The 14,064-nt window shown below is 30.2% G+C and carries 17 protein-coding genes and 1 pseudogene; 10 read left to right on the top strand and 8 right to left on the bottom strand.

Annotation, left to right across the window (positions count from 1 at the left end):
• Positions 1 to 162 precede the first annotated feature (162 nt).
• A complete protein-coding gene (locus DK405_RS03840; protein WP_045913641.1) occupies positions 163 to 972 on the top strand; it encodes a DNA adenine methylase in 810 nt (269 codons plus the stop codon).
• Between the two features lie 3 nt (positions 973 to 975).
• Here the strand turns inward: DK405_RS03840 and DK405_RS03835 are convergent, their stop codons facing one another.
• The 5 genes from DK405_RS03835 to DK405_RS03820 form a co-directional block, all read right to left on the bottom strand.
• Positions 976 to 1,479 carry a hypothetical protein gene (locus DK405_RS03835; RefSeq protein ID WP_064613072.1) on the bottom strand — a complete coding sequence of 168 codons (504 nt, stop codon included), beginning with the start codon at positions 1,477 to 1,479 and terminating at the stop codon, positions 976 to 978.
• 47 nt (positions 1,480 to 1,526) lie between these two features.
• Positions 1,527 to 2,171 (bottom strand): ankyrin repeat domain-containing protein, encoded by a 645-nt coding sequence (locus tag DK405_RS03830; protein WP_064613074.1) that lies wholly within the window; start codon positions 2,169 to 2,171, stop codon positions 1,527 to 1,529.
• Positions 2,172 to 2,205: 34 nt separating this feature from the next.
• Positions 2,206 to 2,778, bottom strand: coding sequence for an HD domain-containing protein (locus DK405_RS03825; protein WP_109510590.1), 573 nt, complete (start codon positions 2,776 to 2,778; stop codon positions 2,206 to 2,208).
• A gap of 229 nt (positions 2,779 to 3,007) precedes the next feature.
• Positions 3,008 to 3,610 (bottom strand): hypothetical protein, encoded by a 603-nt coding sequence (locus DK405_RS13860; RefSeq protein ID WP_231967618.1) that lies wholly within the window; start codon positions 3,608 to 3,610, stop codon positions 3,008 to 3,010.
• Positions 3,582 to 4,721 (bottom strand): hypothetical protein, encoded by a 1,140-nt coding sequence (locus tag DK405_RS03820; RefSeq protein WP_231967623.1) that lies wholly within the window; start codon positions 4,719 to 4,721, stop codon positions 3,582 to 3,584. Before DK405_RS03820 ends, DK405_RS13860 begins: the two co-directional genes overlap by 29 nt.
• 155 nt (positions 4,722 to 4,876) lie before the next feature.
• Here DK405_RS03820 and traN point away from each other — a divergent pair.
• From traN to DK405_RS03805, 3 genes and pseudogenes are all read left to right on the top strand, one after another.
• Positions 4,877 to 5,533, top strand: a pseudogene (gene traN / locus DK405_RS03815) (conjugal transfer protein TraN); the annotation flags it as partial.
• Positions 5,534 to 5,763: 230 nt separating this feature from the next.
• The gene (locus DK405_RS03810) at positions 5,764 to 7,479 is read left to right on the top strand and encodes a DnaA N-terminal domain-containing protein (RefSeq protein ID WP_064612787.1); all 1,716 of its coding nucleotides are present in this window, start codon (positions 5,764 to 5,766) and stop codon (positions 7,477 to 7,479) included.
• Positions 7,480 to 7,487: 8 nt separating this feature from the next.
• Positions 7,488 to 8,819, top strand: a complete 1,332-nt coding sequence (locus tag DK405_RS03805) for a replicative DNA helicase (RefSeq protein ID WP_064612788.1) — start codon at positions 7,488 to 7,490, stop codon at positions 8,817 to 8,819.
• Here DK405_RS03805 and DK405_RS03800 read toward each other — a convergent pair.
• The 3 genes from DK405_RS03800 to DK405_RS03790 form a co-directional block, all read right to left on the bottom strand.
• A complete protein-coding gene (locus DK405_RS03800) occupies positions 8,809 to 8,979 on the bottom strand; it encodes a hypothetical protein (protein ID WP_231967548.1) in 171 nt (56 codons plus the stop codon). The two genes, DK405_RS03805 and DK405_RS03800, sit on opposite strands and share 11 nt — an antisense overlap.
• Positions 8,957 to 9,409 (bottom strand): hypothetical protein, encoded by a 453-nt coding sequence (locus DK405_RS03795; RefSeq protein ID WP_231967546.1) that lies wholly within the window; start codon positions 9,407 to 9,409, stop codon positions 8,957 to 8,959. The genes DK405_RS03800 and DK405_RS03795 overlap by 23 nt, the downstream gene beginning before the upstream one ends.
• Before the next feature lie 453 nt (positions 9,410 to 9,862).
• On the bottom strand, positions 9,863 to 10,558 hold the full coding sequence (locus tag DK405_RS03790; RefSeq protein WP_410522026.1) for a DNA adenine methylase: 696 nt from the start codon (positions 10,556 to 10,558) through the stop codon (positions 9,863 to 9,865).
• A gap of 366 nt (positions 10,559 to 10,924) precedes the next feature.
• Here DK405_RS03790 and DK405_RS03785 point away from each other — a divergent pair, with 366 nt between their 5' ends.
• The 6 genes from DK405_RS03785 to DK405_RS03760 all read left to right on the top strand — a co-directional run bounded on the left by DK405_RS03785 (position 10,925) and on the right by DK405_RS03760 (position 13,944).
• Complete coding sequence (locus DK405_RS03785) at positions 10,925 to 11,101, top strand: hypothetical protein (RefSeq protein WP_231967622.1); 177 nt, start codon at positions 10,925 to 10,927, stop codon at positions 11,099 to 11,101.
• Positions 11,102 to 11,271: 170 nt separating this feature from the next.
• Positions 11,272 to 11,850 (top strand): sensor histidine kinase, encoded by a 579-nt coding sequence (locus tag DK405_RS03780; RefSeq protein ID WP_231967621.1) that lies wholly within the window; start codon positions 11,272 to 11,274, stop codon positions 11,848 to 11,850.
• A gap of 16 nt (positions 11,851 to 11,866) precedes the next feature.
• Positions 11,867 to 12,118 (top strand): hypothetical protein, encoded by a 252-nt coding sequence (locus DK405_RS13855; protein ID WP_064612919.1) that lies wholly within the window; start codon positions 11,867 to 11,869, stop codon positions 12,116 to 12,118.
• Positions 12,119 to 12,802: a sensor histidine kinase gene (locus DK405_RS03770; protein WP_231967620.1), complete on the top strand. Its 684-nt coding sequence runs from the start codon at positions 12,119 to 12,121 to the stop codon at positions 12,800 to 12,802.
• A gap of 18 nt (positions 12,803 to 12,820) precedes the next feature.
• Entirely contained in the window at positions 12,821 to 13,315 is a 495-nt protein-coding gene (locus DK405_RS03765) for an ATP-binding protein (protein ID WP_064612896.1), read from the top strand.
• A 41-nt stretch (positions 13,316 to 13,356) separates the two neighbouring features.
• Positions 13,357 to 13,944, top strand: coding sequence for an HD domain-containing protein (locus DK405_RS03760; protein WP_081420635.1), 588 nt, complete (start codon positions 13,357 to 13,359; stop codon positions 13,942 to 13,944).
• Positions 13,945 to 14,064: the final 120 nt, after the last annotated feature.

Here is a 14,064-nt window from a genome sequence, read left to right as displayed (position 1 = left end):
AAATTATTATATTCCTTACTTATGGTTATAATCAATAATAAATCTTATTCAAAAAGGATACATAAAAAAAGCCTTGTAAGCGTTATTATTACTAGCACTACAAGCTGTTTTCTGGTATAATCTCAATAGAGATTCAACTAACAGAAATTAATTAAACTTCATGTGTCAGTAGCTGTTGCTAATAAGTCTAAGCCTTTTCTTCATTGGATTGGTAGTAAACGAAGAATTGTTAATAAATTAATAGAACATCTTCCTCAAGGTCCGCACTATAATTACTATGAACCATTCCTTGGTGGCGGTGCTTTATTTTTTCAAGTTAGGCATCTTTTTAAACAATGTTTTTTGTCTGACATCAATCTCGATTTAATTACTAGCTATAATGCTGTTAAAAATAATCCTAATGAGGTCAATAGATTACTGAGTTTATATCACAAACATCATTCGAAGGATTATTATTATAAAGTTAAAAACAAATATAGTAATAATCCGAATGAAATTACCGCAAAATTTATATATCTTAATAAATATTCTTTTAGAGGAATTTATAGAGTCTACAAAAATGGACAATCTGCTCAAACATTTTCTGGTGAATGCTACATTAAACTCCACATTGCATCTAGAATAAACCAATGCAGCAGCCTTCTACATGGTGTATCAATTTATGCTACAGATTTTTCATTTATAGAGCCTCAACAAAATGACTTTGTTTATTTCGATCCTCCTTACCATAAATCTGGAGAAAGGTTCTACACTAGACTTCCATTTGATGAAAAAGATCAAATTAGATTACGGGATTTTGTCCAAGAATTAACAAATAAAGGTGTTAAGATTATGATCTCAAATAATAATACTGCCTTTATTAGAGACTTATACAAAGATTTTAATATCAATACCGTTACAGTCGTATACTCAATCAATGAACAACGCAATCCTGTTAATGAACTAATCATTACTAACTATAAAACTTGCTAGTTATTAAATGTGAACCTGCAATCCAAATCGTATATGAATAGGAAGTGGTCTATAGTTAGCAATTGTGCTGCATTCAATGTCTAAATATGTATCTCTTGATAAGTTTATTGTTGTACCAACTCCCAAGTCTACTCCAATATCACTATAAGACTTGAGAACTGATACTAGGCCACCTGTAACAAAAATTGATGCTTTGTTACCTTCAATTATATTGTAATAATAATTTCCTTGAACAAAGTTATCTCTACAGTTGTGATGACACATAAATCCTAATCTTACATCCATTCTGTGCCGATTTAATCTATAACCAATTCCAGCTTCTAATGTGTCGTAGTTAGTAGCAATACCAGTTGAAAATTTTATATAGAATTGTGAAGTATCAATACTATCTTTGAAAGCATTGAAGTTTACATTATTATTCGCTGTACATATCGATGGTGAAGATAATACAACGAATGCTAATATAACAGCATAACACGGTTGTAAAAGTGATTTCAAAACATTCATATTAACTTCTCTTTATTAGCATTAACATATTAGCTATCTGTTGAAACCTAATACCATGGGACCCATTGTTCCGTTAGAAAGTTGAATATATCTGCATTACCGCTTTTAGCAGCATAATCTATAGTAGTCATGCCGTTATCATCTTTTGCATCAATATCAGCACCATAATCAATCAAAAGCTCTATAATATCTATGATTTTATTACGAACAGCAATATGTAGTAGTGTTTCTCCTTCATCATATTTTTTATTAATACCAGTAGAATTATGTTTTAGCATAATTGCTAAAGGTTCTACACATTTGCATTCAACAGCATCAGATAAAGGTGTATTACCTTGATTATTCTCGATATTTACATCAGCATTATATTTTAGCAGTAATGCTATATGATCATTGCAATAGGTAGGATATTTTTCGAAAAATTCATAATATACTTGAATTGTTTCAACAACAAGATGTAAAGCAGTGTGCCCATCATTATCTTGTGCGTTTACGTTAGCTTCATTGTTCAACAAAATCTTAGCAATAGGTAGATTCTTATATTTCAAAGCAACAGATAAAGCAGTAGTGCCATCTTTATATTTTGAATTGACAAGTGTAATATCCTTATTAATAAGCTGCTTCACTTTTTTAATATCACCATCTTGAATAGCGCTATGTAAGGTATACTTAGTCTTAGATTTTAATATCATATATTTAATCCTTTCATTCTCAATTATTTACTCATTAGCTAGCATGAAGTTTACAATATTCGCTTAAGCGTTCTCCAATCTCTGGTAGTTTAAGGTATTCAGCAAGAGCTATAAATTCTTGCTGCGTTTCAAATATTATTTCTTGCCTTTTGTGAGGAGGTTTGATGAATATAGTTGTAATATTATGGAATCTATCAAAAAGCTTGATCAGTAATAGTTCTGTTTTATTTTGGCTGCGTAATATTTGTATCATTTCCATAGCACTGATTTTCTTATTATCCCTAACTCTGGTAAGGTCTGAAACTTGTTCTGCAATATTAGCACCAAATTCGTACCTTATTCTTTCTTTAGTTAGTTTTGTGTCTTCAAGTGTATCATGTAGTATTGCAGTAATAATTGTATTTGTTTCAAAGCTGTAGTCTGATACCATGTACGCTACTTTCAATGGATGTGTGTAGTAGAGTTCTGTATCTCTCTTTTGCTGGCCATGATATTCTTTAGCGTAAAGTATTGCTCTTTCAACTTTATCAAGATCAATTTTGGTGTTAAATCTTATGTTGGTTCTGAACAGCTTATTTATTAAGCTCTCACTATAAAAATCTATCATTGTCCACCTCTAAATGGTTATTAATAAATTATACCATAATTTAAACTTTTTGTATACTCCAATCCCAGATAAAAACTGGAAAAGAAGCAAATTAAATTATAAATTTTTTGAATTCAGTTATCACGATGCCAAAAACCAATCTTGAGTTGCATATCTCTGGTGTTAATGAGTAAAATTTTGCTGTAATTTTTTTTGGACAAGCATTTTTTCATTCATATTACCCTTAAGTTTACTTACACTGAACTAATTCAAACGAAAACCCTTGAGCTTCAAAAGCACGCTCTAGAATGAGCTTAAAATTTGATTTGATATAGCTATTCGCAAAGCTTGTTAAAGCCTTAATGAATATTTTTTTATTAACATTATCTTCATTTACAACTTCTAATTTACTAAACCATATTTTATCAATAACTTGCTCATATTCATAATGTTGAAGTATGTATTTTCGTACTTTGAACAATATAGAGTTAGAACCTAGCTCTTTACTAAGTTCTGAAAGGTAATCTTCATCACTTATTTGTTGCTGTAAAACTGTTGTTTTTTGATACTCCGTTGCGCTATTGGTAACTTGTTTTGATTCATCAAATGGTATAACTTGTAACTGCTCAATATCGTTGCTATACACAGCTCGTACCTCCTGTAGTATCTTGAATTTAATATGATCTGATAGTGTAATATTCTTAAGCAACCTGATGTAATATTTGTTTTTAACCGCTGCCCTAAAATCACAAGATGTTAAAATTTGATAAGCCATATCTGCTTCAAAGACTCCAGCTATTTTACGCTTCAACTGAGCCTTCATACTACATACTACGATCTGTACCAGATTCAATATTTGCTAGATACTGTTCTTTAAATCTTCCTACATCATTAAATCCAAAATTTCTACTATTAGCCTGATCAGTAGTTAGTAATTCATTTGCTAAGGCTTTTGCCATATAGTTTAGCACTGCTATCTTATTTACAAAATGACGGTTTGGATATTTATTTGATAACTTCAACAGTAATTGATTTATGAAGTATATGTTGAAGCTTCTACTAGACATACGTTGTAGTATAATTGCATCTTCTGGTGTTAGTGGATAATAATCTGCTAGTCTTTTTCTTTTGGGATAGCATTCATTCTTTTCAACCTCTGAATTCTTAGTAATAGCTGGAGTTGCTAACTCACTATTTTGCTCATAATCCTTGTTTGATGGCTTGTCATTACTAACATCACTAAGCTCATAGAAATTCAAATTCTGTTGTTGCTGTTGATTTTCTTTTTCATTTTCTACTAACTCAATTTCTATAAAATCATCAGATTCCGTATATTTAAACTTCAAATTTTGCTGTTGATCTTCATTTTTATTTTGATCATTCTCTATTAACTTATCTTCAGTAGATCTAGATCTATTATTATTTTTTTTATTATTATTATATCTATATATGTAGCTGCAATTTTTTGCAGGTTCACCTGCAAATTCTTGCAAATTGATGTGAAAATTTTTTTGTTGCAGAAGGACAATTTTTTCTTCTTTTTTTTCTTTTTCAGTGAAACGCTGAAAATTTTTTAGAAGTTTTACACAAAGAACATTACGTACCTTGAGATTGCCTTTAATTATTGTTCTATTTTCAACTTTAATAAAACCTGCATTTCTTAATTCAACCAAACATTGTCTAACTCTGCGGTAACGAAGGTTTAACTCTTTTTCAAAAAAGTAATAACTTTCCTGTAATTCATCTATATCTTTGTTGTAATAGATATGTAGTCTATATACTATAAATGATAAAAGCTGTTTAGATGTTTTGCTTAAAGCTTTAGCATTATCTCCAATCAGATCTTTCCATTCTGCTGGAACAAAATTTCCAATAAAACGATAAAAGACAGTTGCATTATTGCTACTGTTATTATTAGCAATTTTGCAATTATTGCTTGCAAAATTACGCAAATTTTGCGCCATTTCTAACCTCCAAAAATGTCAGGTATAGCAGGTGATTTAGGCAATTTTTGCTATCAAAAACCACATTTTTTTAGCACAAATGTAGCAATTTTATAGCTATACTCGAAATTTAACACTCTGAAAGGCTTATAATAACTTAAGTAGTTTTAAACTATATATCTATAGAGCATATTGGTACATATTTTACACAAGCTTTCATAAATGAAAAATATATACTTCACTATGACTACAGAGATAAGACTCAAGAACTAAGGGAAGTAGCAGAATATTGGCAAGTTTTAAACCCTGAACTTGAGCAATTAACAGAAAGTAACGAATGCTATGAGGTCAATAGAATCAACTATGATGGTGGTGATAGAGTATTTTTTGACAAGTTTAAAGTCAATCGTCCATATTGGAAACAAAAGATTGTTTTTTCATGTACTAGCGATCCAAAAGATGGTTGCAAACACCTTAAAATTCAAAATTGCGAATTAAAAAACAGCACTTGCCAAAAATCAGTAGCAAATATTTGTTTACTATGGCAGCACGATTATAGCTGTTCAACTGAGAAGCAAACAATGCTACACTCATCGTTGCGTAATAACTCGATCTTTTGTTTAGGAGGTAATTGCAACACTCCGACTATTATACCAAACAGGGATATAGCTAAAGTAGCTCATCTAGCGATGCTAAATCAGATGAGCAAGGACATTAAAACAAATCCCGTTTCTGTATTTTCAGGAAAACATCGCAAATGCAAAAAAGATGTATTTAGTTTTTTGAATTGCTGCTCTTCAATGACTGGCTGGGGGCGTGATATAGGCTTATCATAATGCAAATCTAAAAGAATTCCGATATTAGGTATTTGCTTAACATTAACACTGCCTATAAGCAAAATTGGTCTTCTAAGGCAGATAGTATAAGTATGAAGATTTATATAGGTTTGGCATAATGATTTTTGTCAACCTTTTGTCAACCTTTTGAACAAAAATTTGATGGTAATTTGTAAAAAAATTATTTTCAAAAACACCTACTATAGCTGTATTTTTGGAGATGAAAAATGCGACCTGTAGTATTCGACTTTTTAACCAATGGTTGTAATTTTGTTAAAAATAATAGTAACAATAATGACACAATATTTTATAACTTTATTGGAAATATCATTCCACCAGAATGGAGAAAGCTAACTGGAGATAATGGAAAAGCATTAAGTAAAACATCTAAACAGCTTTTATCATTGATGGTATATAGACTACAAATCTATTACAACAAAGATATAGATGAATTACAGGAAAGTTATTACTTTTTTGAAAAGGAGTTAAACCTTCGTTACCGCAGAGTTAGGCAATGCTTGGTTGAATTAAGAAATGCAGGTTTTATTAAAGTTGAAAATAGAACAATAATTAAAGGCAATCTCAAGTTACGTAATGTTCTTTGTGTAAAACTTCTAAAAAATTTTCAGCGTTTCACTGAAAAAGAAAAAAAAGAAGAAAAAATTGTCCTTCTGCAACAAAAAAATTTTCACATCAATTTGCAAGAATTTGCAGGTGAACCTGCAAAAAATTGCAGCTACATATATAGATATAATAATAATAAAAAAAATAATAATAGATCTAGATCTACTGAAGATAAGTTAATAGAGAATGATCAAAATAAAAATGAAGATCAACAGCAAAATTTGAAGTTTAAATATACGGAATCTGATGATTTTATAGAAATTGAGTTAGTAGGAAATGAAAAAAAAGATCAACAGCAACAACAGAATTTGAATTTCTATGAGCTTAGTGATTTTAGCAATAAAAAGCCATCAAACAAGGATTATGAGCAAAATAGTGAGTTAGCAACTCCAGCTATTACTAAGGATTCAGAGGTTGAAAAGAATAAATACTGCCACAAAAGAAAAAGACTAGCAGATTATTATCCACTAACACCAGAAGATGCAGTTATACTACAACGTATGTCTAGTAGAAGCTTCAACATATACTTCATAAATCAATTACTGTTGAAGTTATCAAATAAATATCCAAACCGTCATTTTGCAGATAAGATAGCAGTGCTAAGCTATACGGCAAAAGCCTTAGCAAATGAATTACTAACTACTGATCAGGCTAATAGTGGAAATTTTAGATTTAATGATGTAGGAAGATTTAAAGAACAGTATCTAGCAAATATTGAATCTGGTACAGATCGTAGTATGAAGGCTCAGTTGAAGCGTAAAATAGCTGGAGTCTTTGAAGCAGATATGGCTTATCAAATTTTAACATCTTGTGATTTTGGTGCAGCTGTTAAAAACAAATATTACATCAAGTTGATTAAGAATATTACACTGTCAGATCATATTAAATTCAAGATACTACAGGAGGTACGAGCTGTCCATGGCAACGATATTGAGCAGTTACAAGTTATACCATTTGATGAATCAAAACAAGTTACCAATAGCGCAACGGAGTATCAAAAAACAACAGTTTTACAGCAACAAATAAGTGATGAAGATTACCTTTCAGAACTTAGTAAAGAGCTAGGCCCCAACTCAACTTGGTACAAAGTACGAGAATCTTTAGTCACATGTTACGGTCAAGCTATCGATAAATCATGGTTTAGCAAATTAGAAGTTATAAATGAAGATAGTGTTAACAAAAAAATATTCATCAAAGCAAAAACAGAATTTGAAGATAGTTACATCAGAGAGAACTATCTGAAAGATCTTGAGTCCTCTTTTAAAGCTCAGGGATTTTCTTTCGAGTTAGTTAAGTTTAGTAATTTTAATAAAATTTAAAGAGTGATATGGAAAAAGATCTTGCAAAGATTGCTCCAAATAATATTCAAGCAGAGCAAATGATACTTGGAGCAATTCTGATTAACAATCGTGCGCTATATAACATTAACGAATTTTTACTGCCAGAACATTTTTATGAACCATTACATGGCAAAATATACAAGTCAATTAATCTCATTATTAGTAAAGGAATTAGCGCTACTGTAATTTCGCTCAAAAATATGCTAGGCAATGAACTCACATTTGATGAAATAGGTGGAGTAGATTATCTAGCTAAACTTACAACGTTAGCATTAAGTATAGTTAATGTTAATGAGTACGGCAAAATAGTATATGATCTTGCGCTGAGGTGTTATTTAATTGAAATTGGAGAAAAAATAGTAACAAATGCGTATTCTTCTACTTTAGCAGATTTAGCTATAACTCAGATCGAAACTGCTGAATCTCAATTATATGATCTAGGTTCAAGGGGAACTTTAAGTAAAGGATTTACAAAATTACAAACTTCAATTGAAGAATCATGGACATCAATTTCATCTGCTATTAAAAATAAAAACTCTATTAACGGTATTAGTAGTGGACTACTTGACCTTGATTCAAAGCTTGGAGGATTTAAAAATTCTGACCTAATAATATTAGCTGGCAGACCATCAATGGGTAAAACTGCTTTAGGAGTTAACTTAGCAATAAATGCTTGTAAATATTTTCTTACTAAAAAAAATACTAAAGATAATGTAGTGCCATCAGTTGGATTCTTTTCTTTAGAAATATCATCTCAGCAAATCTCTACTCGAATTCTTTCTATAGAATCAGAAATTAATAGCTCTGCATTATTTAACGGTAAAATAGGTGAACAAGATGTTGATAAGTTAAAGACTGTACAAGACGAAATACAAAAGTGGAATTTTTTTATAGATGATGCTCCAGCAATCTCGATATCTGCAATTAGATCTCGAGCTCGTAGACTTAAACGTACTCATAATTTAGCAATATTATTTATTGATTATTTACAGCTAATAAAAATTGATTCCAGAGGAAGTCAGTATAATCGAGTACAGGAGATTTCTGAAATTACTCAGAGCTTAAAAGCTCTTGCTAAAGAGCTCAATATTTCAATCATTGCGTTATCTCAATTGTCTAGAGCTGTAGAACAAAGGTCAGATAAAAAGCCTATTCTTTCAGATCTAAGAGAATCAGGCTCAATTGAACAAGATGCCGATATTGTAATGCTTATATATCGTGACGAATATTACTTGTCTAGATCAGAACCGAATCCAGATTCTAAGGACTACAAACTATGTGCCTCAAAATCAGAAGAACATATGTTATCTAATGCTTGATGTCATAAGATGAAGATTCATGTGTTAGTGGATCTGATGGAATATATTCGTATGCATCGTAAAATACATCATCTGGTTGTAATTCAGAATGATGTGCAATTTCGCTTGTTGATTGCTCTGGTGTACTCTCTTGTGCATCATAGAATATCTCCTCTAACATCTCTAATTGAGAAACAATTAGTAGCGTAATGTATCCAAGCCTGAATGAATGTATCTTGTGGCTGAATTCCTAACCGTCCTAATGCCCATATGGAATTAGCTAAATCTTGAGTATTAAATTTCTCAATACTTTTAGTAGCGTGATGTATCCAAGCCTGAATGAATGTATCTTGTGGCTGAATTCCTAACCAGCCTAATGCCAATAGTGAATTAGCTAAATTTTGAGAGTTAAATTCATCCATTAGATTTATAGCTTTATTTGCCCAGGCATCAATAAACTCATGACCTATAACATAGTTTAATTTTGCAAATTGATATAAAATTGTTGCTAAACCTCTAGCATCAAACTGCAATCTATTGTATCTTGTATCTTCAGTTTGCAGTAAAAACAAAGCTCTATTATAAATCTCTGTTATAATAGTTCCTGACAATACATCTCTATCTCTAAGGGTCTGGCATAATTGGATGCTGCCCATTGCTTGGATATTAAATTCTCTATTGCTCCTACGATGCATATTCTAAGCTCCTTATATAGGTTGACTGTGTAATACTAAATATATCTTTTGACTAAAGAGTATAATATACATTAATCGAATAATATATATCATGCCATTCTTTTAGAATCAATCTGTAGTTAAGTCCTTCTTCAAAATCAGAACTTAAGCAAAAAATTAAAAATCACTTTTAATTTCAGTTTAGAATAAAAAAAAAGATGAAATATATAATGTAAAAGGTCTAAATTGACATCTTTTGATAAAAAGGTCAACAATTTAGAATATTAAAATTTTTAAAGAATAATGAAAGCACTTAAGCCTACCTTTGTAGTATTATCATTACAGGTTTAATAGTTAGTAATGATTAGCTAATTAACGAGATTTCGTTGTTCATTGATAGAGTATGTGACTCAATATGAGTGATGAAGAAGTCTTTGTATATGTCTCTAATGAAGGTAGTGCTATTATTTGAAAGCATATAACACTTGGAAGACTATTATAGAACTGTTCTCCAGATTTATGGTAAGGAGGATCGAAATAAACAAAGTCATTTTGTTGAGGCTCTATAAATGAAAAATCTGTAGCATAAATTGATACACCATGTAAAAGGTTGCTGCATTGGTTTATTCTAGATGCAATGTGGAGTTTAATGTAGCATTCACCAGAAAATGTTTGAGCAGATTGTCCGTTTTTGTAGACTCTATAAATTCCTCTAAAAGAATATTTATTAAGATATATAAATTTTGCGGTAATTTCATTCGGATTATTACTATATTTGTTTTTAACTTTATAATAATAATCCTTTGAATGATGTTTGTGATATAAACTCAGTAATCTATTGACCTCATTAGGATTATTTTTAACAGCATTATAGCTAGTAATTAAATCAAGATTGATGTCAGACAAAAAACATTGTTTAAAAAGATGCCTAACTTGAAAAAATAAAGCACCTCCACCAAGGAATGGTTCATAGTAATTATAGTGTGGACCTTGAGGAAGATGTTCTATTAATTTATTAACAATTCTTCGTTTACTACCAATCCAATGAAGAAAAGGCTTAGACTTATTAGCAACAGCTACTGACACCTGAAGTTTAATTAATCTCTGTTAGTTGAATCTCTATTGAGATTATACCAGAAAACAGCTTGTAGTGCTAGTAATAATAACGCTTACAAGGCTTTTTATGTATCCTTTTTGAATAAGATTTATTATAACCATAAGCAAGGAATGTGATAATTTCGCATCAACATTAGATTATTATGCAAAAATTTAACCTAAAAATTAAAAGATTTTAATAGACTAATAAAAATTACAATACTGCTCTATACCTTATATTATCTAGGTTTCAAAACTTTGATGATAATAGGCTGAAGATTAAATGCAATAAAGAGTTGAGCTTTTACTATTAATCTTCAGAAACCATTTTTCAAACAAAAACAGTAGGGGAATTCTATGTCTCTTGGAAACGAAGGTCAACAGAAAAATAAAAGTATATTTAATAAAAATATACAGTCAAAACTGTTACTAAGACATCTAGCAGCTGGTGATAAAGAGCTTTTAAAACTTACACATCAACTTAAAGCACTAAACTTAAACATAATAGATGTATTCAAACAGCTCAAAAGTTAGCCAGAAGAAGTTAGAACACTTCAGTCCGGAATAACAGAAAATAAAAAATCAACATTAAGATATGGAAGCCATATGTGATATACCAGTCAGCTTAGCTAATTGTTAGCTAAGCTTGCTATTTTAAATTTCTAAAAAAACAAAGTTAATAAACTTCACCATAGGAGAATAATGTGGAAAATAACAATAATGATCTAAATGATAAAATTTGTGTATTTAGAAAAACCATAAAATCAACGAATGTAGAACTAGCAAAATTTAGCCTACGAAAAATGCTAAATGGTACTATTGCAGCAATCAGATTAATTGCTGAAGATGAAAATATAGAGCTAAGGGAAAAAATAGGAAATGACATATACGATATTATTACTGGAGATAGGTTTCGAATAAGAGCTGTACTCACTCAGTTAGTTGGTAGTGCTATTATGCATAGTACAAATAGCAAAGTTAGAGTTAGCATTGATTTTTTGCCTCCTAAAAATGAACAATCGAATTCAAAAGATAGAATATTGAAATTTGTAGTGCATAGCGTAGGAGCTGGCATTTCAAAAAACAAATTACAAGAGATGAACTCTGAATTAAAAAATCCACACTTAATTAAGCATCAAGCATTAGATTCAGGGTTAGAATTTATCAAACATCTTACATATGAAATGAAAGGAAGCATTAAGATAGACAGTAAAGAAGGGCATTATACAAAGTTTTTAGTCAGCATTCCGATACAAATTAGTAATTTAAATTCACAACATTAGTCAAATGGAGAATATTATGAAAAATAAAAAAAAGAATATCAATACAACAAAAGACATTTCTCAAGATGTTTGGACAATTCATCTGCCACCTATTTCAATTAAGTTAGTATCTACAGCTAAGGAAAGAAATATTTATCTTTGTACCGAAAATATGAATGCAGATAACTATATTAAAATGAAAATAAAGCTACAACAAGCGGAAGATTATCTAGAGGAAGCTGAGTCAATGAAGAAATATTGTATAGATTTGATTCAAAAAATTAAATAGATGTTTGATCTTGCTACTGCTAAAATCAGACATCTAGCAGATGATCTACTATGTGGGCAAAATGATTTCAAAGAAGAGGAATATAAAACTACTAGCTTAGCAAGAATAGTTAATTGTGTTGCTAACCTACAAGACTACTGTAACAGAATAGTTTACTCACTTAGAGGCCAAATTGAGCTTCAAAACGTACATTTAAAAAAATTTAGCATACAAAAACTATTGAAGGATACAATTAGTTCGCTGAAAGAAATTGCTGAAGATAGAGAAATATCGCTCAGTTACAATGTTCAGGACAATATAAATGATATTGTTATTGGAGATAGTTGTCTATTGCAAACTATACTTAGTCAATTAATAAGTGGAGCTATTAGAGTTAATAAAAGCTGTCAGGTTGATGTTATAGTTAGGTTATTTACTTCGCCGTATCGAAAGGTAAATGAAAAAGACAGAATATTAAGATTCATAGTACGTGATAACGGAAAAGGTATTTCACAAGAAAAACTACAAGAAATAAATGCAAAATTTACTGATTTGCATTCAATTAGAGATCCAGAAATATTAGACTCGAGTCTAGGATTTACAAATTACATTGTTAACAAACTAAGTGGAAAATTAGAGATAAAGAGCGAGGCAAATAAGTGCACAGCTATTACTTGCGATATGCCAGTACAACTTTTTAATTAAAACATATGGAAGCATTTTATGAGTCATACTATAAAATCTGGAGATTTTGGTATTCAAGCAAAAGTAAATAATACTATTAGAGCACTGAAGCCATTCACAGAAAATAAAGGAATAAATCTTAGCTGTAACTTCAAAAATGATATTAAAGATTTAATCATTGTAAATAGTTTTCAAATACAGGCAGTACTAATACTATTAATTGGCAATGCTACTAATAGTCAATGCAGAGAAATTAGCGTTGAAGTTGATTTGCTGCCTTCTACAAATAAAAAGACAAATTATAGAATATTACAATTAATTGTTCGTAAGAACGGAATTGGAATTTCAGCTGAGAAAGTGAAAAAGATAAATAATGAGCTCAGAAACTTACATATCAAAAGCTATGCAGTACTAGAATCTGAATTACTACTCGTTAAACCGTTTATACATGAAATGACTGGAAAAATTAAACTAGAAAGTAAGCAAGATCAGTATACAGCTTTCACGTGTAGTATACCTATAGAAGTTCGTTGAGAAACTGAAAATTAGAATTATTAATGGAGATGGAGGAAATAATGTTAGCATTTTTAAATTGTGAACATATCAATAAACTACTTGATAAGCTGGACTTGATTAATCATAGTTTTGATAAACGCATTGATCTTGATAAAGTAAAAAAAGCTATATTTTTATGCAGAAAATATCATGGCAATCAAAAGCGAGATACAGGAGAACCTTATTATATGCATCCATTAAAAGTTGCATATATGGTAGTAGAGTATAGTTCTGAAACAGATACGATTATTACAGCAATATTACACGATGTAATTGAAGATACAAAACTAACTAAAGAAAAGATAGCAATGGAATTTAATGATAACGTTGCCGAGCAAGTTGTAGCTCTTACAAGAAACATAGGTGGTAAGAAAACCAGTTCCATGAAAATGATTCAAACATTAGTGAATCAAGATAAAGTAGAGCTATTACTAATCAAACTATTGGACAGATTGGATAATATTAAAACTATATTCATAAAGCCAGCCAAAAGAAGACAAGAAATCATACTAGAAACGCAGCAAGAATTTATACCTCTTGCTGAATACCTTAAATTACCAGAGATTGCTATAAAGCTAAATAAATACTGTGAGCGTTATGCTACCTAATAAACTAAAGTTTAATAGGTGGTTAATGTAGTGAATTGCAGAAATTAAAATCTAATAACATTGTCTATAGATACCGTGATAAGAATCAAGAAAAGAAATAATAATTTTATAAAAAAGATG

The sequence above is a fragment of the Orientia tsutsugamushi genome (assembly GCF_900327275.1).
In the GTDB taxonomy this organism is placed as follows: domain Bacteria; phylum Pseudomonadota; class Alphaproteobacteria; order Rickettsiales; family Rickettsiaceae; genus Orientia; species Orientia tsutsugamushi.
This window is presented reverse-complemented; position numbering and strand designations above follow the sequence as displayed.